At 71.2% G+C, this 20,757-nt stretch carries 22 protein-coding genes, 1 pseudogene and 1 riboswitch; of the genes and pseudogenes, 9 read left to right on the forward strand and 14 right to left on the reverse strand.

Translation table 11 applies throughout. The features are described from left to right. Nucleotides 1–10: 10 nt before the first annotated feature. Nucleotides 11–418, reverse strand: a complete 408-nt coding sequence (locus BJ986_RS08680; RefSeq protein WP_179421616.1) for a hypothetical protein — start codon at nucleotides 416–418, stop codon at nucleotides 11–13. A 46-nt stretch (nucleotides 419–464) separates the two neighbouring features. On the opposite strand from BJ986_RS08680, the gene pdxH reads away from it, so the two are divergent. The 3 genes from pdxH (at nucleotide 465) to eda (ending at nucleotide 3,835) form a co-directional block, all read left to right on the forward strand. Further along, the gene (pdxH, locus tag BJ986_RS08685; protein ID WP_179421617.1) at nucleotides 465–1,145 is read left to right on the forward strand and encodes a pyridoxamine 5'-phosphate oxidase; all 681 of its coding nucleotides are present in this window, start codon (nucleotides 465–467) and stop codon (nucleotides 1,143–1,145) included. A 141-nt stretch (nucleotides 1,146–1,286) separates the two neighbouring features. Beyond that, nucleotides 1,287–3,173, forward strand: coding sequence for a phosphogluconate dehydratase (edd, locus tag BJ986_RS08690; protein ID WP_179421618.1), 1,887 nt, complete (start codon nucleotides 1,287–1,289; stop codon nucleotides 3,171–3,173). After that, the gene (eda, locus tag BJ986_RS08695) at nucleotides 3,170–3,835 is read left to right on the forward strand and encodes a bifunctional 4-hydroxy-2-oxoglutarate aldolase/2-dehydro-3-deoxy-phosphogluconate aldolase (protein ID WP_179421619.1); all 666 of its coding nucleotides are present in this window, start codon (nucleotides 3,170–3,172) and stop codon (nucleotides 3,833–3,835) included. Before edd ends, eda begins: the two co-directional genes overlap by 4 nt. 322 nt (nucleotides 3,836–4,157) lie before the next feature. Here eda and BJ986_RS08700 read toward each other — a convergent pair whose 3' ends face one another. The 3 genes from BJ986_RS08700 to BJ986_RS08710 are packed head-to-tail and all read right to left on the reverse strand — an operon-like array spanning nucleotide 4,158 to nucleotide 6,325. After that, a complete protein-coding gene (locus BJ986_RS08700; RefSeq protein WP_179421620.1) occupies nucleotides 4,158–4,799 on the reverse strand; it encodes a malonic semialdehyde reductase in 642 nt (213 codons plus the stop codon). A gap of 54 nt (nucleotides 4,800–4,853) precedes the next feature. Continuing rightward, nucleotides 4,854–5,594: an SDR family NAD(P)-dependent oxidoreductase gene (locus BJ986_RS08705; RefSeq protein ID WP_179421621.1), complete on the reverse strand. Its 741-nt coding sequence runs from the start codon at nucleotides 5,592–5,594 to the stop codon at nucleotides 4,854–4,856. Continuing rightward, on the reverse strand, nucleotides 5,591–6,325 hold the full coding sequence (locus tag BJ986_RS08710) for a hypothetical protein (RefSeq protein WP_179421622.1): 735 nt from the start codon (nucleotides 6,323–6,325) through the stop codon (nucleotides 5,591–5,593). Before BJ986_RS08710 ends, BJ986_RS08705 begins: the two co-directional genes overlap by 4 nt. Nucleotides 6,326–6,419: 94 nt before the next feature. Between BJ986_RS08710 and BJ986_RS08715 the strand changes: the two genes are divergently transcribed. The 4 genes from BJ986_RS08715 (at nucleotide 6,420) to BJ986_RS08730 (ending at nucleotide 10,466) form a co-directional block, all read left to right on the forward strand. Then, nucleotides 6,420–7,727, forward strand: coding sequence for an MFS transporter (locus tag BJ986_RS08715; RefSeq protein ID WP_179421623.1), 1,308 nt, complete (start codon nucleotides 6,420–6,422; stop codon nucleotides 7,725–7,727). A 34-nt stretch (nucleotides 7,728–7,761) separates the two neighbouring features. Further along, entirely contained in the window at nucleotides 7,762–8,460 is a 699-nt protein-coding gene (locus BJ986_RS08720) for an iron-dependent transcriptional repressor DtxR (protein ID WP_179421624.1), read from the forward strand. Nucleotides 8,461–8,675: 215 nt separating this feature from the next. Beyond that, a riboswitch (cyclic di-AMP (ydaO/yuaA leader) is annotated at nucleotides 8,676–8,874 on the forward strand. A gap of 53 nt (nucleotides 8,875–8,927) precedes the next feature. After that, nucleotides 8,928–9,614, forward strand: a complete 687-nt coding sequence (locus BJ986_RS16355) for a C40 family peptidase (protein ID WP_337795040.1) — start codon at nucleotides 8,928–8,930, stop codon at nucleotides 9,612–9,614. Nucleotides 9,615–9,755: 141 nt separating this feature from the next. Continuing rightward, nucleotides 9,756–10,466, forward strand: a complete 711-nt coding sequence (locus tag BJ986_RS08730; RefSeq protein WP_179421625.1) for a DsbA family oxidoreductase — start codon at nucleotides 9,756–9,758, stop codon at nucleotides 10,464–10,466. A gap of 21 nt (nucleotides 10,467–10,487) precedes the next feature. Here the strand turns inward: BJ986_RS08730 and BJ986_RS08735 are convergent, their stop codons facing one another. Beyond that, the gene (locus BJ986_RS08735; RefSeq protein WP_179421626.1) at nucleotides 10,488–11,015 is read right to left on the reverse strand and encodes an O-acetyl-ADP-ribose deacetylase; all 528 of its coding nucleotides are present in this window, start codon (nucleotides 11,013–11,015) and stop codon (nucleotides 10,488–10,490) included. Nucleotides 11,016–11,170: 155 nt separating this feature from the next. Here BJ986_RS08735 and BJ986_RS08740 point away from each other — a divergent pair, with 155 nt between their 5' ends. Next, complete coding sequence (locus BJ986_RS08740; protein WP_179421627.1) at nucleotides 11,171–12,043, forward strand: DUF1028 domain-containing protein; 873 nt, start codon at nucleotides 11,171–11,173, stop codon at nucleotides 12,041–12,043. A 10-nt stretch (nucleotides 12,044–12,053) separates the two neighbouring features. Here the strand turns inward: BJ986_RS08740 and BJ986_RS08745 are convergent, their stop codons facing one another. The 5 genes and pseudogenes from BJ986_RS08745 to BJ986_RS08765 form a co-directional block, all read right to left on the reverse strand. Continuing rightward, on the reverse strand, nucleotides 12,054–12,515 hold the full coding sequence (locus tag BJ986_RS08745) for a PLDc N-terminal domain-containing protein (RefSeq protein ID WP_202881214.1): 462 nt from the start codon (nucleotides 12,513–12,515) through the stop codon (nucleotides 12,054–12,056). Nucleotides 12,516–12,623: 108 nt separating this feature from the next. Further along, entirely contained in the window at nucleotides 12,624–14,315 is a 1,692-nt protein-coding gene (locus BJ986_RS08750) for a glycoside hydrolase family 13 protein (RefSeq protein WP_179421628.1), read from the reverse strand. A gap of 141 nt (nucleotides 14,316–14,456) precedes the next feature. Beyond that, entirely contained in the window at nucleotides 14,457–15,191 is a 735-nt protein-coding gene (locus tag BJ986_RS16360) for an HNH endonuclease signature motif containing protein (RefSeq protein WP_179421629.1), read from the reverse strand. A gap of 85 nt (nucleotides 15,192–15,276) precedes the next feature. Continuing rightward, nucleotides 15,277–15,873: pseudogene (locus BJ986_RS16875) on the reverse strand (DUF222 domain-containing protein); the annotation flags it as partial. 28 nt (nucleotides 15,874–15,901) lie between these two features. After that, on the reverse strand, nucleotides 15,902–16,375 hold the full coding sequence (locus BJ986_RS08765; protein WP_337795043.1) for a MarR family winged helix-turn-helix transcriptional regulator: 474 nt from the start codon (nucleotides 16,373–16,375) through the stop codon (nucleotides 15,902–15,904). Nucleotides 16,376–16,476: 101 nt separating this feature from the next. Between BJ986_RS08765 and BJ986_RS08770 the strand changes: the two genes are divergently transcribed. Beyond that, nucleotides 16,477–16,671, forward strand: coding sequence for a hypothetical protein (locus BJ986_RS08770; protein WP_179421630.1), 195 nt, complete (start codon nucleotides 16,477–16,479; stop codon nucleotides 16,669–16,671). A 42-nt stretch (nucleotides 16,672–16,713) separates the two neighbouring features. Here the strand turns inward: BJ986_RS08770 and BJ986_RS08775 are convergent, their stop codons facing one another. From BJ986_RS08775 to BJ986_RS08790, 4 genes are all read right to left on the reverse strand, one after another. Next, on the reverse strand, nucleotides 16,714–18,015 hold the full coding sequence (locus BJ986_RS08775; protein WP_179421631.1) for a D-alanyl-D-alanine carboxypeptidase/D-alanyl-D-alanine-endopeptidase: 1,302 nt from the start codon (nucleotides 18,013–18,015) through the stop codon (nucleotides 16,714–16,716). Nucleotides 18,016–18,260: 245 nt separating this feature from the next. Beyond that, complete coding sequence (locus BJ986_RS08780) at nucleotides 18,261–18,548, reverse strand: DUF1905 domain-containing protein (protein ID WP_179421632.1); 288 nt, start codon at nucleotides 18,546–18,548, stop codon at nucleotides 18,261–18,263. Between the two features lie 50 nt (nucleotides 18,549–18,598). Continuing rightward, nucleotides 18,599–19,885 carry an amidohydrolase gene (locus tag BJ986_RS08785; RefSeq protein ID WP_179421633.1) on the reverse strand — a complete coding sequence of 429 codons (1,287 nt, stop codon included), beginning with the start codon at nucleotides 19,883–19,885 and terminating at the stop codon, nucleotides 18,599–18,601. Next, on the reverse strand, nucleotides 19,882–20,700 hold the full coding sequence (locus tag BJ986_RS08790; protein WP_337795044.1) for a trimeric intracellular cation channel family protein: 819 nt from the start codon (nucleotides 20,698–20,700) through the stop codon (nucleotides 19,882–19,884). The genes BJ986_RS08785 and BJ986_RS08790 overlap by 4 nt, the downstream gene beginning before the upstream one ends. Nucleotides 20,701–20,757 lie beyond the last annotated feature (57 nt).

The following is a 20,757-nucleotide window of genomic DNA, read 5'->3' on the forward strand; positions in this document are numbered from 1 at the left end:
ACACGCGGCCCTACTGCCCGTTGGTCCGCGCGCTCCGGCGGCGGGGGAGCTGCTTGAGGCGTGCGGCGGGCGTGGGGAGGTCGGCAGGGCGGACGCGGGTCGACAGGTCGCTGTTGGCGATCAGCTCGCCGAGGGGAGTGCTCGAGGTGGGGTGGGCGGCGATGGGTTCGTCTGCCGAGAAGACCACCCACACGGGTTCAGCATGGTCGGCTCGGGGATCGAAGGTCTTGAGCACCGTGCCCTCGCGCACCGTGGCCGCGTGCTCGATCGCCCGCCGCCGGGCCCGCTGGCGGTCCAGCGCCGTCTGGGCAGCCTTCATCGCCGGCTCCTTGGCCTGCTGGGCCAGCACGACCACGTGGGGGCCGTACTTCACGCCCCACTTCACGAGGTTGCCGACGGCCTTGCCTTTGCTGGGCATGGTGCCTCCCTGACGTCTGGTCCGGCCTTCACCCTAATCTCGACCCATGGGAGACGTGCAGCGCACTGACTACGCCGGCGACGGGATCTCCGAAGCCGACATCGCCGCCACGCCGTGGCAACAGGCCAGGCGCTGGGTCGACGAGGCGGTCGACCGCTCGCAGGCCGGGTCCGACGTCCCGGAACCCCTGGCGCTCTCGGTCGCCACCGTCGACGGCGCGGGGCGACCCAACGTCCGGACCGTGCTGATGCGGTTCTTCGACGACCGCGGGCCAGGGTTCGTCACCGGCACCGAGTCCACCAAGGGACTCGAGATCGCCGCGACCGGGGGGATCGCGGCCGCGCTGACGTGGCCGGCGATGTTCCGCGCGATCCGGTTCCGCGGGGTGGCCGAGCAGCTGTCCCGCGAGGAGGTGGCCGGCTACTTCGGGTCACGGCCGTGGGCCTCTCGCATCTCCGCCTGGGCCTCGCGGCAGTCCCAGCCGATCGAGGGGCGAGCGGGCCTCGAGGAGGCCTACGCGAGGTATGCCGCGCAGTTCCCCGACCACGGCAGCCCCGAGGACGTGCCCGTGCCGGACTTCTGGGGCGGCTACCGCGTGCTGTGCGACGAGGTCGAGTTCTGGGGCGGTCGGCGCAACCGGCTGCACGACCGGCTGGTCTTCAGCAGGGTGGCGCAGGGGTCGCTCGACGATCCTTCCGCCTGGGCGTTGTCCCGCCGCCAGCCCTGACGGGGCTACTCGTCCGTATGCCGGGATGGGCGTTGCCGGATCGCGAGACGTCGTCACACTTGTGAACTGAGTCACACGCGCGCGCCAATGACGCCGTTCGCGCGGTCCCATCCTCGACCGCCGAATCCCCTCAGGAGCCTCATGGCGCCCGCCCTCCACCCCGTCGTCGCCGACGTCACCGCCCGGGTGACCGACCGCAGCCGCGCGAGCCGCACGGCATACCTCCAACGCATCTCGCGTGCCGCGTCCGAGCTGAGCCTGCGCCCGGCACGCACCGACCTCGGCTGCTCCAACCTCGCCCACGCGGTCGCCTCGTGCGGCGGCAGCGACCGCACCACCATGGCGGCCGACACCGGGGTGAGCCTCGGGATCATCACGTCCTACAACGACATGCTGTCGGCCCACGCGCCGTTCGAGCACTACCCGGCCGCGATGAAGCAGACCGCCCGCGAGGTCGGCGCCGTGGCCCGCGTGGCGGGTGGGGTGCCGGCGATGTGTGACGGCATCACCCAGGGCCGCGCAGGCATGGAGCTCAGCCTGTTCAGCCGCGACGTCATCGCGATGTCGGCGGCGATCGCGCTGTCCCACGACGTGTTCGACGGCGTCCTCATGCTCGGTGTCTGCGACAAGATCGTGCCCGGGCTCGTGGCGGGTGCGCTGTCGTTCGGGCACCTGCCGACTGCCCTGGTGCCGGCCGGACCGATGGCGTCCGGCCGCTCGAACGCGGACAAGGCCGAGACCCGCAAGGCGTATGCCGCCGGCGAGGTCGGGCGCGAGGAGCTGCTCGAGAGCGAGGTGGCGTCGTACCACTCGCCGGGCACCTGCACGTTCTACGGCACGGCGAACTCCAACCAGATGCTCATGGACGTCATGGGTCTGCACCTGCCCGGGGCTGCATTCGTCCACCCCGACGACCCGCTGCGCGAGGCACTCACGGCGGCGACGACCGCCCGGGTCGCCGAGATCGCGGCGTCCGAGACGCCGTACGGCATCGGCCAGGTCGTCGACGAGAAGGCGATCGTCAACGGGGTCGTGGCGCTGCTGGCAACCGGCGGCTCGACCAACCACACGATGCACCTCATCTCGATGGCGGCAGCGGCGGGGATCGACCTGACCTGGGAGGACTTCGACGACCTGTCCGCGGCGGTCCCGTCGATCGCCCGGATCTACCCCAACGGTCCCGCCGACGTGAACCACTTCCACGCCGCCGGTGGGACACCGTTCCTCATCGGCACCCTGCTCGACCACGGTCTGCTGCACGACGACGTGCTGACGGTGGCCGGGCCGGGGCTGCGGCGCTACACCCGGCGCCCGGTGCTGATCGGTGGCGAGCTCGGGTTCGTCGACGCCACCACGGAATCCGGTGACCGCACTGTGCTGCGCCCCGCCGACGACCCGTTCACCGTCGACGGCGGACTGCGCGTCCTCGGTGGCACCCTCGGCCATGCGGTCATCAAGGTGTCCGCCGTGGCCCACGAGCACCGGGTCATCGAGGCGCCCGCGCGCGTCTTCACCGACCAGGTCGGCTTCCTCCAGGCGTTCTCGCGACGGGAGCTGGATCGCGACGTGGTCGTCGTCATCCGCGAGCAGGGTCCCAGCGCCAACGGGATGCCCGAGCTGCACGCCCTCACCCCTTCGCTCGGGGTCCTCCAGAAGCGCGGGTATGCCGTGGCCCTGGTCACCGACGGCCGCATGAGCGGGGCGTCCGGCGCCATCCCGGCGGCGATCCACGTGACGCCGGAGTCGGTGCACGCCGGGCCGATCTCGAAGCTCCAGGACGGCGACGTCATCCGGGTCGACTCGCTCACCGGACGGCTCGACGTGCTGGTCGACGAGGACGAGTTCGCGGCGCGTGTGCCGTCGCCGCGCGTCAGCCAGGAGGGCATCGGCACCGGACGTGAGCTGTTCGCGTCCATGCGGTCCGCGGTCGGTCGCGCCGACGAGGGAGCCCACGTCTTCGGCAGCCTCGGTCACGTCTGGGACCGCAGCGACGCCGCCCCCTTCGCCAACCACGAGGAGACCCGATGACCACCACCCCGCTCGTCCCCGACGCGGCGGCGCTGCGCGACGGCGCCGACGTCCTGTCCCTGGCCCCGGTCATCCCCGTCGTGGTCGTCGACTCCGTCGAGCAGGCGGTGCCGCTGGCCCGGGCGCTGGTGCGTGGCGGCATACCGGTCATCGAGATCACGCTGCGCAGCGAGGCGGGGCTCGGCGCGATCGAGGCCGTGGCCTCGCAGGTCGAGGGCATGGTCGTCGGCGCGGGCACCGTCGTGACCCCGGCGCAGGTGCAGCAGGTCAAGGACGCGGGTGCGCAGTTCCTGGTCACCCCCGGCTCGCCGCCGCGCCTGCTCGAGGCGGCCCTGGCCAGCGGGCTCCCCCTGCTCGCCGGGGCGGGCACCCTGACCGAGATGCTGACCCTGGCCGAGGCCGGGCTGGAGGCCATGAAGTTCTTCCCGGCCGAGGCGAGCGGGGGGCGGCCCTACCTGTCCGCCGTGGCCGGGCCCTGCCCGCAGCTGCGGTTCTGCCCCACGGGTGGGATCACGTCCGAGACGGCGGCCGCCTGGCTCGCCCTGCCGAACGTCGGCTGCGTCGGCGGCTCCTGGCTCACGCCCAAGGACGCTGTGGCGCAAGGGGACTGGGGCCGCATCGAGGCCCTCGCCGCGGAAGCTGCCGCCCTGCGCCCCGCCTGACGCGCCGGAACTCACGGGGCCGGACCTGGGGCACGGTCCGCCCGCTGGGCATGGAACAGCCCGTGGGCCTTGCCTTGTCGCCAAAGGCGGCTCGGCGTGTGCAGGGGACGACCTGCACGGCCCACGGGCTGCGGTGAACTGCTGGGGATTGCGCCGGATGGCGGACCTCGAGCAGTCGAGGTGCGCTAGCGCGCAGTCACCTCACGCGTCCAGAATGAAATCACTTCTTGGACCACCTCCCTTCCGTGTAGCTCGACGCTAAATCCGGAAGGTCGGCTTGTGCAACGCTTTTGTTGGACGGCGTCCTGCGATGAGCGCAGGGTCAGACGGAGGTGACGACCTCGTCGTAGTCCAGGCGGGGCAGCCGGTCCATCCACGCACCCTCGGCGGGGCGGCCGATGTTGACCACGGCGATGGTGCGGTGGGCCCCGTCGGGGAAGAACTCGCGGTCCACGCCAGCGGCGTCGAACCCGGTCATCGGCCCTGCGGCGAGACCGGCTGCGCGGACACCGAGGATGAAGTACGCGACCTGCAGGGTGGCGTTGAGGGTGGCCGATCCTTCGCGCAGCTCGTCGTTGCCGGCGAACAGGTCCCGGGCGCCCGCGAAGTGGGGGAACACCTTGCCGAGCTCGTCGTGGAAGTCGGTGTCGGCGGCCAGCACGGCGACCAGCGGGGCGGTGGAGGTCTTCGCCTTGTTGTTGCCGCCCATCAGCTCGACGAGCCGTCCGCGCGCCTCGGGAGTACGCACCAGGACGATCCGCAGCGGCTGGTTGTTCATCGACGTCGGCGCCCACTTCACGAGGTCGTAGATCGCGCGCACCTGCTCCTCGGTGACGGGCTCGTCGGTGAAGGCGTTGGCGGTGCGGGCGTCGCGGAACAACAGGTCCTGCGCCTCGGGGGACAGCTCCAGGTGGTCGGTGAACTGGGCCTCGAGCTCGGTCAGGGAGTCATGGGTCTGAGTCATGGTTCGTTGAACGCTCAACTTCATGGTTGCATTCCTCAACCATGAAGGCGCAGGTCAGGACGTCCGGTGCACCTTGTGCGGGGCGGCCTGGATGCGGGGTTTGATGACGAGGAGGTCGATGTTCACGTGGGCCGGGCGGGCGACCATCCAGCCGATGGCCTCGGCGATGTCCTGCGCCACCAAGGGCTCCGACACGCCCGCATAGACCGCGTCCGCCCTCGCCTGGTCCCCGCCGAACCGGGTCAGCGCGAACTCCTCGGTCCGCACCATCCCCGGGGCGATCTCCTCGACCCGCACGGGCTGGTCGACGAGCTCGAGCCGCAGCGTCTGGGTCAGGGCGGCGACCGCGTGCTTGGCCGCGACGTAGCCGGAACCACCCTCGTAGGCGACGTGTCCGGCGATGGACCCGACGTTGACGATCGTCCCCGCGCCGGAGGCGACCAGGGCCGGCAGCAGGGCCTGGGTGCACTGCAGCGTGCCGATGACGTTGGACTCGAACATGCCGCGCCAGTCGGCGACGTCGGTGTCGGCGGTCGGGGCCAGTCCGAGCGCACCACCCGCGTTGTTGACGAGCACGTCGAGGCGCTCGCCCACGGCGGTCGCCAGCCGTGCCACATCGTCGGCCGACGTCACGTCGCAGACCACCGCCCGCCCGCCGATCTGCGCGGCGAGGGACTCGATCCGGTCGCCGCGGCGCGCCGCGCAGACCACCTCGAACCCGTCGGCCGCGAGCTGCCTGGCGGTGGCCTCGCCGATCCCGCTGCTGGCTCCGGTCACCACTGCAAGCTTGCTCATGCCGCACCTCCGGCGGGTCGGACGGTCGTCGGGTCGATGGCGATCCAGGTGGCCTCGGCCTGCGCGAGCAGGCGTCCGCCCGCGGCATACAGGGCAGTGCCGCTGTGGTGCTTGCGTCCCTCGCCACCGCGCTGCCACGCCATCACCACGTGCTCCTCGCCTGCGGCAGGCAGGCTGGTGACCTGGGCGGTCATGGTGCCGAGCACCATCGGGCGCCCGGCGATGCCCGAGGCCCATCCGCCGGGGCAGTCCAGTGCGGCCCACACCGTCTCGAGGTCGATGTCCGCCCGGGGGAGCCACGCTGCCGCATACTCCCCGTCGCCACCCGCGACGCGGCCTGGCCGCAGCCGCAGGCCGTCGCCCGGCGCACGGCCGGTGCCGCACGAGAAGCAGGTGGGGAAGGGGTGGGCGGCCAGCCCCTCGTAGCCCTCTCCGGCCGCGGTGGCGTCCGCGAAGGACACGCCACCCGGTATGCCGGCCGGGTCGAGTGCGGGGGCGGTCGTCGCCTCCACGACGAGGCGCTCGCCATCGAGGATCTCGAGGGTGCGGCGCTCGCCGGCCGAACCGGTCCGGACGGCCAGCTCGCGGTCGAGCGGGGGAGGCGTGCGCAGGCGGACCGTCACGGCTTCGGCGGGGGCGGGCTCGAGCAGCGCAGCGGCGTGGCCACTGACCCACCCGCCGTTACCCGACTCCGGTGGGCCACAGAACCGCGCGGGCACGACGAAGGTCATGGCTCCGAACCTACCGGTGCCTGCTCGTGCCTGCTCGTGCCTACCTGTCGAACGGGGAGGCGCCGGGAGCCGGGGGCGGGTCAGAATGGCCGGGATGCCCAGATCCGAGTCGAGCCGCGGCCTCGACACCGAGCCCGCCTTCAGCCTGCGCGGGATCGCGGTGCCGGCCTACGGTCCGACCATCATCGTGGCCATCGGCAGCGGTGCGGTGGTCCCCATCGTCACGCTGAGTGCCCTCGACCTCGGGGCGACGCCGGCTGTCGCCGCGCTCACCGCCGGGCTGGCGCTCGTCGCTGAGCTCTTCTTCGCCGTGCCCGCCGGAGCGCTCGTCCACCGGATCGGGGAGCGGCGGGCCCTGCTGTGGGCCTGCGCCGTGGACGCGGTGGCGGCGTTCGTGGCGCTGACCGCCCCGTCGCTCGCCGTGCTCATGGTGACCGTGTTCGCGATGGGGTTCACCTCGTCGGTGTTCACGGTCGCGCGGCAGGCCTATCTCATCGACGCGGTGCCGTTCTCCATGCGCGCGCGAGCCCTGTCGACCCTCGGCGGCGTGAACCGCATCGGGATGTTCATCGGACCGTTCCTCGGGGCGCCGATCATCCACCTGTGGGGACCCCGGGCCGGTTTCGCGGTCGCGGTCGCCGCCGGCCTCAGTGCCGCGGCCCTGGTCCGCCTGGGACCGGACCTCACCGCGGCGCACGAGGCCCGGGCCAAGGAGCAGGCCAAGGATGACGCGCAGGACCGGACCCCCGTCAGCACGGCCACCGTGCTCTGGGACCACCGCAGGGTCTACCTGACCATCGGACTCGGAATCATGGTCATCGGCGCCGCGCGGTCGGCCCGCGTCGTGCTGCTGCCGCTCTGGGCCGCGCACGTCGGCCTGTCGGCCAGCACCACGGCGGTGATCTTCGGCATCGTCGCCGGAGTCGAGATGCTGTTGTTCTACCCCGCCGGGTCGGTGATGGACCGGTTCGGCCGGATCTGGGTCGCGGGTCCCTGCGTCGTGCTGCTCGGCATCGGGACGATGGCCCTGCCACTGAGCCACACCGCGCTCGCCGTGACTGCGGTGGCCCTCGTCGCGGCCGTGGGCAACGGCATGGGATCGGGCATCGTGATGACCCTCGGCGCCGACAGCGCCCCGGAACAGGGGCGGTCACAGTTCCTCGGCGGCTGGCGGTTCGTGTCGGTCCTCGGCGGCAGCGGGTCGCCCGCCCTGATCAGCCTCGTCACCGCCCAGGCCGGGCTGGCGGCAGCCTGCGTGAGCCTCGGTGGGCTGGCGCTGGTCGGGTCGGGCTGGCTCGGCTACTGGGTGCCGCGGTACGACCCGGCGCGCGAGGCCCGGCGCGAGGCCCGGCGCGACGCCGGGCGCGGTGGCGCCAAGGGCCGTGGCGCCGGTGATCCGTGACGCGCTGACGCGCCCAGGTGAGAGGCTTAGGCCTGTGACCGACCTGATCGACACCACCGAGATGTACCTCAAGACGATCTTCGAGCTCGAGGAAGAGGGCATCCCCCCGCTGCGCGCTCGCATCGCCGAGCGTCTCGGCCACTCCGGCCCCACGGTCTCCCAGACCGTCGCGAGGATGGAGCGAGACGGCCTGTTGAGCCTTGCCGGTGACCGCCACCTCGAGCTGTCCGACCATGGTCGGCTGCTGGCCACCCGGGTGATGCGCAAGCACCGGCTGGCCGAGCGGCTGCTGGTCGACGTCATCGGGCTGGAGTGGGAGTACGTCCACGACGAGGCCTGTCGCTGGGAGCACGTCATGTCCGAACGGGTCGAGCGCAAGATCCTGGCCATGCTCAGGGACCACCACGACTCGCCCTACGGCAACCCCATCCCCGGCCTCGACGAGCTGGGCGAGGAGGAACCGACCGAGGACTTCCGCTCCGGGCTGCACACCCTGACCGAGCTGGCCGGCGAATCCCCCGAGACGGTGCTGGTGCGTCGGATCGGCGAACCCGTCCAGGTCGACCACGAGGCGCTGAGCCTGCTCACCGTGGCCCGGCTGCTGCCCGGCGAGCGGGTGCGGGTGCACCGCGCCGACGGCCGCGTGGTCGCGGTCCGCGAGGGCGCCCCCGACTCCACCGGCGTCTCCCTGCCCGACGACGTCGCGCAGCACGTCTTCGGCGCGCTCGTCTGAGCGCTGTCCCACCTGCCCGAAACGGTCTGCGGGCGTGTCGCATTTCGGTGTGCTTTGCCCGTTTCATGAGCACGAGAGGCCGCGTCCACCAGACCGTGCCTTGGACTTTCTTGGGTCGGCCGTGACCTCAACGTGACATTCCCGTGAGGCTTGTGTACGGTGGCTGCGGTCCACTCGCCCCCTGAGTGGACCGGCTCGATGTGGAAACGCCTAGTCCTGTCACCACGCCCGAGTCATCAGTACAAACCGCTTGGCAGGAGCGGGGGACCCACTTTTGGGCCGTCTCTCGAGATGGTCCTTGGGGTGAAGCCCCCACGTACGCGCCCGCAAGGTCGGGTGGCAACCGTGGAGGCCGGGTGATCTACCTCCACCCGAACCCGACAGCTCACCTCGTAGGCGCCGGAGGTTCATCCATCGTGGCTTCACACAGTTCTGGCCGTCACCGCGCGCCGGGCCGTTTCAACCCCGTGTCCGAGTTGTCCGACATCGTGGCCAGCGCCGCGCAGCCGGCCGTCAAGACCTCAGCGGTCATCGCCGCTTCCGGTGGTCTTGTCGCCTCGTTCGCCCTCCCGGCTTCTGCCGCCTCGGCGAGCCAGCCGTCGACTCCGACGACTGCCGCCACCACGGCGCCCGTCGCCGTGCAGGCCCCCGAGACCGCCGGCCCCGCTGCGACCAACGCCTTCGGCGTCATCGGCTTCAAGGCGACCGCCCAGCCCAAGCCCAAGCCCGCCCCCAAGCCGGCGCCCGCCCCGACGGTGGTCCGTGACACCGGCGTGAGCCGCTCGGCCACCCGCCCGGTCTTCACCAGCCTCAAGCCGGCTACCGGTGGCATCCTGGGCATCGCGGCCCAGTACAAGGGCATCATGTACTCCTACGGTGGCACGAGCCCGTCGACCGGTTTCGACTGCTCCGGCTACACCCAGTACGTCTTCGGCCGGATGGGCATCAGCCTGCCGCGCACCGCTGAGGAGCAGCGCGCAGCCGCCACCCCCGTGTCGAACCCGCAGCCGGGTGACCTCGTGTTCTTCGGCAGCCCCGCCTTCCACGTGGGCATCTACGCCGGAAACGGCATGATGTGGGACTCCCCGCGCAGCGGCAAGGCCGTCGACCTCCGCCCGATCTGGTCCTCGAACGTCTCCTACGGTCGCCCCTGACCCGACGTTAGGCCGCCCCAGAGCTGAGCCACGGTCCGAAGGCCCCCTCCCGCTTCAGCGGGAGGGGGCCTTCGGCGTCGTGTGCCGCGAGCCAGCCGTGCGGCATACGCCCGGCTTGCACCGCCATGTGAGGATGGACGGATGAACGACGTGGACCCGACCAACGCCCTTCGCCCGCACGCTGTGGAGATCGACGTCTGGGCGGACGTCGTCTGCCCGTGGTGCTACATCGGCAAGCGACGGCTGGAGCTGGCGATCGCCGAGAGTGCCCACCCCGCCGAGGTCACGGTGACCTACCACGCGTTCGAGCTCGACCACCAGGTCGTGCACGCCGAGGGAGAGACGGTGCTCGCCTGGCTCGCGCAGCGCTACGGGACGGACCTGGCCGGGGCGCGCGAGATCGCCGAGCGACCCGCCGTCATGGGGCGCCCCGATGGGGTGGAGATCGACGTCGACAAGCAGCTGCGCGCCAACTCGTTCGACGCCCACCGGCTGGTCGCGCTCGGCCTGGCCCAGGGCGGTCCGGCGCTGCAGGCCGCAGTGCTCGAACGCTTCTACAGCGCCCACTTCTCCGAGGGCAAGCCGATCGACGACATCGAGACCCTCCAGCGCCTCGGCGCCGAGGCAGGGCTGGACGGGCGACGGGTGTCGGCAGTGCTGGCCAGTGACGAGTTCGCCGACCACGTGCGCGCCGACGAGGCCGCAGCCATCGACATCGGCGTCTCCGGCGTGCCCTTCTTCATGGCCAACCGGCGGGTGGCGCTGTCGGGGGCGCACTCGCCAGAGGTCATCGGCCAGCTGATCGAGGCCGCCGCGAACGGCGACCACGAGGTGATGAGCGCCGGCGCCTGACGCGAGGGCGGAGCCAAGGGGTCAGCCGCCTGGGGCGAGGGCGGTCTCGAAGGCGGCCAGCAGCGCCGGGCTGAACAGCACGAAACGCACCAGCTCGATCTCGTCACGGCCGGCCAGGTCGGCCCGCACCGCCTCGACCGCGACCTGCGCGACCTCGGCCGCATCCCAGCCGTAGATGCCCGCGCTCACCGCCGGGAACGCAATGCTGCGGGCCCCGACCTCCCGGGCGACCTCGAGGCTGCGCGTGAAGCAGGACGCCAGCAGCGCCGGGTCGGTCTGTCCTCGGTGCCGGTTCGGGCCCACGGTGTGGATCACCCACCGCGCGGGCAGGTCGCCTGCCGTCGTGGCGACCGCGTCCCCCACGGCGAGCCCGTCCCGGTGGGTGGTGCCGCGCACCCGCCGGCACGCCTCGAGCAGTTCCGGCCCCGCGGCTGCGTGGATCGCCCCATCCACGCCGCCCCCGCCGAGAAGCTGCGAGTTCGCGGCGTTGACGATGGCGTCGACCTGTTGGGTGGTGATGTCGCCCAGGACGGCTTCGATGGTGACCACCCGCCCACGGTATGCCGCGCGTAACCTTCGTGCCGCGCGCAACCTTCGTGCCGCGCGCAACCGGCGAGCCGCGCGCAACCCGCGTGCCGCGGCATACCGCGGGGATCGTCAGGCCGAGGGGCCGGTGGGTCTTCCGGTCGCGCTACGGTCGGCGCATGACCTTCTCGATCGTGGGCCAGGTGGGGGACGGCTTCGGGGTAGCCGTGGCGAGCAAGTTCCCGTTCGTCGGTGCCGTGGTCCCGCAGGCGCGCCTGGGTGTCGGGGCGGTGGCGACGCAGGCGATGGCGCGAGTGGGCTACCGGTCCGTGGCGTTGGACGCCCTGGCTGCGGGTGCGTCCGCCGACGAGGCGGTCGTGGCCTGCACCTCGTCCGACGACGAGCGGGAACACCGCCAGCTCGGGGTCGTCGGGGTCGACTCGCAGGCCACCTACACGGGTGGCTCGTGCATGGACTGGGCAGGCGGTGTCAGTGGTCGCGAGAGCACCGGTGGCTACGCGATCCAGGGCAACATCCTCACCGGTCCGGAGGTGGTGGCGGCGATGGAGGCCGCGTGGCTCGGATCCGCGGGCGCATCCCTCACCGACCGGCTTATCGAGGCGCTGCTGGCCGGCGACGCCGCCGGGGGAGACTCACGAGGTCGCCAGGGCGCCGCGTTGTATGCCGTGCTGCCCGGCGCGGGGTACGACCACTGCGGGGTGCTCGCCGACCTCCGCGTCGACGACCACGCCGACGCCCCGCGGGAGCTCGCCAGGTTGCTGCGGCTCAACGACCTCGTCTTCGGCGGCCCCGAGCTCGTGCTCCCCTGGTCGGGCGAGTCAGACGAGCCGCACGCACCCAGCGAGCCGGTCACCCTGGCCGACGAGGTGGGCCGCAGGCTCGCCCGGTTGGGCCACCACGGGGAGGTCACCCAGGCGCTGGCGAGCTGGGCTGGCGAGGCGAACTACGAGATGCGCCTGGCCCCGGACGGCATCGACTCCAAGGTGCTCGCCGCCCTGCGCGACGCAACCAGGACCCCGAACCTGACGTGACTGACTCCGGTCAGTCCAGCGACGTCGGGTCGACCTGCTCGGGGTCGCTGCCACCGGCGGCGTCCCCGGCCGCCTTGCGGCGGCGGACCTCGCGTTCCTGCGCCTCGAGGCGCTCACGCTCCAGCCGTTGGCGCTTGGCCTCCTGCATCTGGGCCTCGGCTCGCTCCCGGACCTGCCGCAGGAAGGCCGCGTCGTCGTCCGGGTTGGTCGCCACGAACCGCCCAGGTCGCTCGTACTCCGGGTAGGCCACGCCGGTGTTGCCCTTGTAGGGCAGGCTGCGCGCCGGTCCCTCGGGACGGCCAGCCACCAGCCAGGCCACCGCGCCGACGATCGAGGTCAAGAGCACGATGACGATCCAGGTCGCCTTGGGCAGGTTCCTGATGCGCGACTCATCGGTCATGATCACGTCGAAGAGACAGTAGATCCACAGCGCGGTCCCGAGGATCCCCAACCCAAGTTCTGCTCGAATCACGCCGAGAAGAGTCGCACAACGGATGCGTCCGGATGAGCGGATTGCCCAGAACTGCTCTGCGCCGCGCGGCACACGGTCAGCACCGGTCAGCACCCCGTCAGCGCACGGTCAGCCTTTGAGGAGGCGGGCCTCCCATGGGCGCAGCGGGGCGGTGGGCGAGGCAGGATCTGCGAGGTTTCCCAGCAGCATGGTCGAGGCGGACCATCGGTCGGGCTCGGTGATCGTGTCCGAAAGGTCGAGCTCGTCGCCGGAGAAGTTGGCGAGGACGAGCAGGTCGGTGCCCTCGTGGGAGCGCGTGAAGGCATACAGCGTGGGGTGGTCCGGCGCCAGCATCGTGAAGTCGCCGTGCGCGATGGCAGGCTCGGTGTGCCGCAGCTCGATGAGGCGTCGGTAGTGGTGGAAGACCGACTCCGGGTCGGCCACCGCTGCCGCCGCGTTGATCTCGGTGTAGTTGGGATTCGTTGCAGACCAAGGCTGTCCGGTCGTGAACCCGGCGTTGGTGGTGTCGTCCCACTGCATGGGGGAGCGGGCGTTGTCGCGGCTGCCGATGCGCAGGTTGGCCAGGATGTGCTCGGCGTCGCCGCCAGCAGCGACGGCCAGGGCGTAGTAGTTGACCGACTCGATGTCGAGGAAGTCGGCCGCCGTCGCGAACGGCACGTTGGTCATGCCGAGCTCCTCGCCCTGGTAGACGTACGGCGTCCCGCGGTGCAGGTGCAGGACCGTCCCGAGGAGCTTCGCCGAGGCGACTCGGTGCTCAGGCGCATCGGAGCCGAACCGCGACACGGCTCGTGGCTGGTCGTGGTTGTTCCAGTAGAGGGAGTTCCAGCCGACCTTCGCGAGCCCCTCCTGCCAGCGACCGAGAGACGCCTTGAGGTCACGCAGGTCGACCCTGCTGCGGTCCCACTTGTGTGCGCCGATGCCGAGGCCGACGTGCTCGAACTGGAAGACCATGTCGACCTCGTGGCGTTCCGGGTCGGTGTAGAGCACGGCGTCCTCGACGGTGACTCCAGGCATCTCGCCGACGGTGAGCAGCTTCTCGGGCCGCCCCTCGAAGACGGACGCGTGCATCTCCCGGAGGAACTCATGGATCCGCGGACCGTTCAGGAAATGGTCACCCCCGAAGACCATGCTGCTGCCGGGGACCGGCTCGGCGTCGGGCAGCGCGGTGTCCTTGGAGATCATGTTGATGACGTCCATCCGGAAACCGTCGACGCCACGGTCGAGCCACCAGCGCATCATCGCGTAGACGGCCTCCCGGACCTCGGGGTTCTCCCAGTTGAGGTCGGGCTGCTTGCGGCTGAACAGGTGCAGGTAGTACTCGCCGGTCGCCTCGTCGAGCTCCCAGGCAGGCCCGCTGAAGAACGACTCCCAGTTGTTCGGTGCGTCTCTCCCCTCGGCGCCACGCCCCGGCCGCCACCAGTACCAGTCGCGCTTCGGGTTGTCCTTGCTGGACCGGGACTCCACGAACCAGGGGTGCTCGTCCGACGTGTGGTTCACGACGAGGTCCATGACGATGCGGATGCCGCGGGCGTGCGCCTGCTCGATCAGCGAGTCGACGTCGGCGAGGGTCCCGAACGTCGGGTCGATGTCCTGGTAGTCGGCGATGTCGTAGCCGTTGTCGTCCTGGGGGCTGGTGTAGATCGGTGACAGCCACACCACATCGACCCCGAGCTGCTCGAGATAGTCGAGCCGCCTGATGATGCCGGGGACATCGCCGATGCCGTCGCCGTTGGAGTCCTGGAAGCTGCGGGGATAGATCTGGTAGACGACGGCTTCGCGGAACCACTGGTCATCGGTCATGGCGTGAGTCTTTCGAGCCGGACACCCCCTCGGCAAGCGCAGCGCCGACCGGCAGCGCAGGTCGCAGCTCGCCGAGCCCGCTCGTGACACGCCCAGCCCAACCACGCCCGGGTTGGTCGGGTCCCGCGCGAGCCTGATCCGCTACGTCCGCTTCACGTAGGTCACCCGTTTGCGCCCGCCGTCCTCGCGGAAAACCCGGTGGTAGTAGCCGGGGTCGTGGATCCGCCTGTGGTGGTAGCCGCAGAGGGGGACCGCCCTGTCCAGGTCGGTCCGTCCGCCCGTCGCCCAAGCATCTTCGTGATGGTGCTCGGTCCACGCGTAGGGCCGATCGCAGTCATCGGCGGCGCAGGTGTCGTAGGTCAGGGCGAGCGCGACCCGCTGCGCCTCCGTGAAGAAGCGTTGGGAGCGACCAAGGTCGAGGACCTGGGACTCGCCACCGAGGACAGCCGGGACGAGGCCCGCGCCGCAGGCCAGCCGCCGAGCTTCGGACGCCGAGACGTCGTGGCCGGTGTCGAGGTGGGCGGCGCCCGCTGAAGCCTTGAGCTGGTCGTGATCGAGCGTGACCACGATCGTCGCGTTGACCTTGCCCGACAGGTGGTCGGTCGGGAGGTGCTCCAACAGCTCGACGAACGCCCGGCCGTACTTCTGCGACCAGTCCAGCTCCTCCGCCCGGAACGCGTCCCAGGTCGCCTCGGCCGTCTCGGAGGCGGTCAGGGCGGTGCCGCGCTCGGCTGCCTGCGCCTGCGCGTCTCGCGCCGCGCGCTGGGCGAACCTGCGCGGTGAGGCGATCTGCTGGATCACCTTCTTGAGGATCTGCCCGGCCAGGGTCGGCACGGTGAAATGTCCCGTGACGGTGCCGTCCTGGTTGTCGTGCATCGTCAGCCTGTTCGCGGCCAGCGCACGATCCTCCCTCGACCCGCAGGAGCGCATCCTCGTGGGCGTCGACCTCGGCCTGCTGTCGCTTCGCCGCCTCGAGAGCTCTCCGCGCCTTCTTACGCAAGGCAACCGGGTCGACGCGCGTGGCCACGGCGACGAGGGACTGCTCGATCGCGACCCGCTCGGCTTCGTCCAGACCGGTCGGCAGCTGCTCAGTCGTGCGGGCGATCACGTGGGCGTGCTCGGTCGACAGCGCGCCCCGGCCGAGGGCCTCCCGAGTCGCCGAGAGCCCTGCGTCGAGCGCAGTCGCGAGCCGCAGGTCCTTGGCTGCCGCGGCTCCGTCGCGCCGGGACCGCGACGCCAGCCAGGCGGCCGTCCCTGTCATCCCCGAGTCCGCCGCCAGGTCAGCCTTGTCGACCACCATCACGAGGGACAGCTTCATGGCCTCCAACCGGGTCACCGCCCGTTCGAGCTCGCCGATGAGACTCGACGCGGCCTGCCCCGAAAGCCCCTCGACGCGATCGCACCGGTCGAGCACGGAGTGCACCTGACGCACCCCATCGGCCACCGCGAGCGGTGGCGCAGGATGCAGAGGTGCGATGGCCATGATCCAGCATATTCGAACACCTGTTCGAATGTCAACGGGCCGGAGCCGACGGTTCGGAGCCGAGCCAGGCGGCATACCAAGTCGTCGTCAGGCCAAGTCGTCGTCAGGCGTGGGCAGGGGCCTCGGCGGCGGCGATCAGGCTGGTGAGGCTGTCGCGCATGTCTTCGAGCTCACTGACGCTCATGCCGAGCCGGTCGATGATGGCCGGCGGGATGCGCTCGGCGCGCTTGCGGGCGGCTCTGCCCTTTCTGGTCAGCGAGACCGCGAGGGCCCGCTCGTCGAGGGGGTCCCGCTCGCGGCTGACCATGCCGCCTGCTTCGAGACGCTTGAGGAGCGGGGAGAGCGTCGCCGGCTCCAGGCTGAGACGGTGGGCCAGGTCGCTCACGCGCAGTGGCGAGTCCTCCCAGAGCGCAAGCATGACGAGGTACTGCGGGTGGGTCAGGCCCATGGGCTCGAGCAGTGGGCGGTACAGCGAGATCACGGTGCGCGACGCGACCGCCAGGGCGAAACAGACCTGTCGGTCGAGCTGAAGGAGGTCGGGTGGCGGCGTCGTCGAGAGGGCGGCTCTGGTGGTCACGATTTCGAGTCTAGAGGATCCGGGAGTATCGTTCGTACACGCATAGTTAGGGTACTAACCAATTGACACCGGGGGCGACCCCTGACGACCAGGAGTGGACGATGAGTGGCAAGCCTGACCGCGAGGGGCTGTCGTGGGGCTACCGGATCGGTTACCGCATCAAGGTGCTCGGCATGCACATGTACGGGCCGGCTCAGCTGGGAGACGCCGAGGACCCGCATCGCCGACTCGAGCGCCAGCGCGCGGCCAAGGTCGCCGCGGCCCGTCGCGCCCGCGAGCAGCGTGGGCAGCGCTAGCAGCCCGCACAAGGAGTGCTGCGACCAGGCTCCGAGGACGGGTCAGTAGCAGCCGTTGACGGTCGCGGCGAGCATGTCGATGTTCTGCCGCATGAGGGTCACTGAGGTCGGCTTCCCGTTGATGACAAAGGCGAAAGCCTTGACCTGGCCGTCCTTGCCGCGGGTCCAGCCGACCAGTGCCACCGCGTCCGTGAGGGTGCCCGTCTTGGCGTGCACCTGCCCGACGGCGCACTTCGAGGTGCTCGCCGTGAACCGGCCGTAGGACGCGCGCAGAGTGCCCGTCATACCTGAGACGGGTAGGCCGGCGTCGCTGCTCAGCGTGCCCAGCGGGGCCGCGTTGGCGGGCTCGAAGATGTTGGTGACGAGTCGCGTGAGCTGCAGGCCGGTGAGGCGGTCGCTGCGGGACAGCCCCGACCCGTCGTAGAGGGCGTTCGCGGTGAGTCCCTCGCGCGCGAGCTGAGCCGACTGCGCGGACTTCGCCGCAGCCCAGGTATTGCCGTACCCGAGCTTGATGCCGACCAGCCGGTGCAGGGCCTCGGCGTACCCGTTGTCGGACTCGAGCATCATCCAGGACACGAGCTGGCTGACAGTCCGCCCGGAGGAGGTTGCGATGAGCGGGTTCGCAGCAGTGGCGCGCCCGCGGCCCATGACCGTGACCGTGAGCCCCTTCGCCTTGAGCCGGGCCGCAAAGAGGTTCGCCGCGTCAGTCGTCGTGTCGGTGACCTGCCGCCCGTCCACGATGAGGGCCCGCACCCACGTCGTGTCGGCCGGGATGTAGGTCGAACGCCAGCCGGTCGCGAGCGAGGGTGGAGCGAAAAGGGTGTCGTCGGCATACAGCCTGATGCGCGGCTGGTGCTTGGCCTTCATCACGGCTGCGGTGGTCGTGGCCAGTGCCGCGAGCTGGGTCGAGGAGAAGGACGGGTCGCCGGAGCCGACGAGGATGACCTGGTCGGCCTGGTAGCCGCGCTTGACCGTGGTGTCGAACCGGCGCGACGGGCCGAGAACCCGGAGGGCGTCGGTGGCGGTGGCCCACTTTGTCGTCGAGGCGGGCATGAGGCCGGTGCTGCCGTTCTTGCTCCACACCAGCCGACCGGTCGCGGCGTCGATGACCGCACCACTGAAGGCAGTGCCGAAACGCGCAGTGGTCACGCGCGACGTCAGCAGGCTGGCGACGCGGGCGTCGCTGGTCGATGGAGTGACGGCGGGCTTAACCGTCGCGATGGCGGCCGCGACCTGCGCCTGGGCGGTGGCCGACGACGCGATGGCCGGGGCGAGGCCGAGCGTGCTGGCGACCACGGCGGTCGTGAACCGGCGGAGGGTCACCGGGCGGGGGCGAGAGGTCATGCCGGTCCTAGGGAGCTGGTCTGCCTCGGCCGCGGGGACGGTTGGGGCAGGTGTGACTGCGGGGATGGGGCGAAGGTACTGCCGCCGTCCGGCCCGGTGCGGCCGTTCGCCCGATATTCACAGCGTTTCGGTCCGTTCGCCTGAGTTGGAGGTGCCCGTATTCCGGGTGGCTCGGTTGGCGCCGTTGGCACCGGTTCGGGCCCGAGACAGCAGACGGTCCGGAGACCTCAGACGCTCACGTGCTCTCAGACGTCGACGTCGAGGCGGACCGTCGTGGTCGCGCCGAGCTCGAGCGCTTCGGCCCGGCGGACGGCCACCTTGAGCGGAACGATGTACCGGCCGTCCTTCGGCCACAGCGAGGTCTTCCAGACGGTGTCGCCGATCTGCGCGCGGACCGGGATCATCCCCCAGCCATAGCTCACCGACCCGGCCGTCGCCTCGAGTGCATCGCAGAGGTCCTCCGGGACGGTGACGAAGTGGAACGGCGAAGGTCCCCTCCAGAACCAGATCTCGCCGCTGAACTCCATCTCCATGCGGCACAGGATAGGAGCGCCCACGCCGGCGCGGCGCTCTCGCCGGCCGACTAGTCCTGGCCGGGCAGGGACAGGTCTCGCCCGAGCCAGGCGAGGGCGGCGACGACCATGGCGCGGGTGCCGGTGTCGAGGGTGGGTTGGATGACGGGTGCGAAGGAGGGGGAGTGGTTGACCGGGATGTCCTCGTTGAGGCGCCCTGCTCGCCGCGCGGCCTCGTAGGCCGCGGCATCGGTGCCACCAATTCCCCAGTAGGAGTAGGGCACCCCGAGGGCGGTGGGGATGTCGCTGAAGTCCTCGCTGGCGCTCTGCAGCTCGAGCTCGCGGGCGTCGTCTCCGAAGTGGTCGGAGAAGGCAGCGCTGAGCCGGGCGGTCGTCGCCGTGTCGTTGACCGTGGGTGGGAACCGGTCGAAGAGCTCGAACTCGGGCTCCTTCGGCGAGGCCGAGGCCTGGCACTCGGCCACGACGATGCGCTTGATGGCGTTGAGCACAGCCGTCCGGGTCTGGTCGTCGTAGGTGCGCACGTTGAGCTCGAGGACGGCGTGGTCGTCGATGACGTTGCTCTTGCTGCCTGCCCGGATGCTGCCGACCGTCACGACCGCCGGCTGGGTCGGGGCGACCTCGCGCGAGACGACGGTCTGTAGGCGCAGGACGATCATGGAGGCCAGGACGACAGGGTCGACCGAGGCCTGCGGCATCGACCCGTGGGCGCCGCGACCGTGCACGGTGACGCGAATGCTGTCGGCCGCGGACAGGACCGGGCCGGGGCGCGTGCCCACGGTGCCCGAGGGCATCGGCAGGACGTGCTGGGCGAAGGCGACGTCGACCTTCCCGACAACTTGCGCCAACGAGTCCTCAACCATCCGACGCGCGCCGTCGCCGAGCTCCTCAGCCGGTTGGAGCAGCACCACGAGGGTTCCCGCCCACAGCTCCTGCTGGGCGGCCAGCAGGGCTGCGGCCCCGAGCAGGCAGGCGACGTGGACGTCGTGTCCGCAGGCGTGCATGACCGGGACCTCGGTGCCGGTCGCGTCAGTCGCCATGGCTGTGCTCGCGTAGGGCAGGTCGGTGGCCTCACGCACGGGCAGCGCGTCCATGTCAGCGCGGAGCAGGACCGCAGGCCCGTCACCGTTGCGCAGCACCCCGACCACACCGGTGCCGCCGATCCCTTCGGTCACGTCGAACTCGCAGTCCCGCAGTCGTCGCGCGCCGGCGGCCGCGGTGTCGTGCTCCTGGTGGGACAGCTCCGGGTGCTGATGGATCTGTCGGTACAGGTCCTCCTGCCACTCCCGGACTCGGTCGAGGTCGGCGAGAACTGTGGAGGCGGCACTCGGGGAGGTCATGGCTGCTCCGGTGGGTGGGATGGATCCGCCTGCGCGGAACGGCGACTCGCGGAACGGCGACTCCCGGAACCGCGACTGGCGGGATCGCGACTGGCGGGATCGGAAGACGCGGGCGGGTTGGGGCGTCGACGGGCGACTGTGGCGCGGTGGAGTCGGTCGCGGTACCGGCCGGGGACGACGTTGGCGGGTGACCATGCGTCCGCGCTGGGAAGGATCCAGCCGCGCCACCGGGCGAGCAGGCACACCCCTGCTCCGACGAGCAGGCCACACAGGGAGGCCGCCGTCGGGTGGCCCGTTCGGTACACCAGCACGAGGGTGCCGGCCCCGACGAGGGCGGCGGTGGCATACAGGGTGTTGCCGCCCAGGACACCGGGGACGCGGCGCAGGACGATGTCCCGGATGGCGCCCCCGCCCACCGCGGTCACGGCCCCGAGCAGGATGGCAGGCAACCATCCCAGGCCCACGGCCAGCGTCTTCGTTGCTCCCGCGCTCGCCCAACAGCCCAAGGCGATGGCGTCCATGAGGGGCCACACCCGGTCCCAGAGGGGCCCTTCGACCCGAGCAAGGTAGCTGGCCGCGGCGCCCGCGAAGGCCGTCAACAGGTAGGCGTAGTCCGTCAGGGCCACCGGCGTGCCGTGTTGGAGCAGGACGTCCCGGAGAAGGCCGCCGCCGAGGCCGGACAGCACGGCCAGGGTGGCGAAGCCGATGGGGTCGAGCTTCTCCCGTCGGGCGATGACCCCACCGAGGACGGCGTTGGCGAAGACGCCGGACAGGTCCAGCACGCGAAAGACGTCCTCGACGCCATGGAGCGCCACGGCTAGTCCTTCACGGCGCTGGTGCGAGCTCTGTCGGCATGGTCCCCATCTTGCGCC

It is taken from the genome of Pedococcus badiiscoriae (assembly GCF_013408925.1).
GTDB lineage: Bacteria > Actinomycetota > Actinomycetes > Actinomycetales > Dermatophilaceae > Pedococcus > Pedococcus badiiscoriae.